Source organism: Streptomyces sp. NPDC002742, from assembly GCF_042888885.1.
Lineage (GTDB): Bacteria > Actinomycetota > Actinomycetes > Streptomycetales > Streptomycetaceae > Streptomyces.
In genome coordinates, this window is record NZ_JBIAQF010000083.1 from 1 (window position 1) to 1,024 (window position 1,024).

Below are 1,024 nucleotides of genomic sequence, written 5' to 3' on the forward strand. Positions count from 1 at the left end.
CCGCCTGATCCGGTTCAGACGGGTGATCAGCGGCGTGATGGTGCGGCCCTCGCGCTCGGCGGCAGCCCAGTCCCGCGGGCGCAGCTCGTATTTCTCGGAGTGCAGGTACTCCTCGCCGCCCACGCGCAGCGGGGCGTTCTCGCAGAGTTCGAAACCGCTGTAGATGCCCCAGGTGGGGGACAGGGTGGCGGCGAGGACCGCGCGCAGCTCGAAGGCGGGCCGGCCGCCGTGCTGGAGGAACTCGTGCAGGATGTCAGGGGTGTTGACGAAGAAGTTGGGCCGCATGCGGGCCGCCGAGTCACCGGACAGCTCGGTGAGGTACTCCGTCAGCTCCTGCTTGGTGTTGCGCCAGGTGAAGTAGGTGTACGACTGCTGGAAGCCGACCTCGGCCAGTGTCCGCATCATCGCGGGGCGGGTGAAGGCCTCGGCGAGGAAGATGACGTCGGGGTCGGTCCCGTTGATGTCCGCGATCACCCGCTCCCAGAAGACCACCGGCTTGGTGTGCGGGTTGTCGACGCGGAAGATCCGTACGCCGTGCTCCATCCAGAAGCGGAGCACCCGTACGGTCTCGTCGACCAGGCCCGGCATGTCCTGGTCGAAGGCGATCGGGTAGATGTCCTGGTACTTCTTCGGCGGGTTCTCCGCGTAGGCGATCGTGCCGTCCGGGCGGTGGTGGAACCACTCCGGGTGCTTCTCCACCCAGGGGTGGTCGGGGGAGCACTGGAGCGCGAAGTCGAGCGCGATCTCCAGGTCCAGGGACGCGGCCCGGCGCACGAACGCGTCGAAGTCGTCGAGGGTGCCCAGGTCCGGGTGGACCGTGTCGTGGCCGCCCTCGGGGGAGCCGATGGCCCAGGGCACGCCGACGTCCTCGGGGCGGGCGGACAGGGTGTTGTCCGGGCCCTTGCGGAAGGTGGTGCCGATGGGGTGGATCGGGGGGAGGTAGACGACGTCGAAGCCCATCTCCGCGATCGCGGGCAGACGTTCGGCGGCCGTCCGGAACGTCCCGTGCACCGCGGGACCGCTC

The 1,024-nt window shown here is 69.3% G+C and carries 1 pseudogene; it reads right to left on the reverse strand.

Annotated features, from left to right (window positions below):
• Nucleotides 1–1,024 (reverse strand): annotated as a pseudogene (locus tag ACFYW8_RS44580) (alpha-1,4-glucan--maltose-1-phosphate maltosyltransferase); the annotation flags it as partial.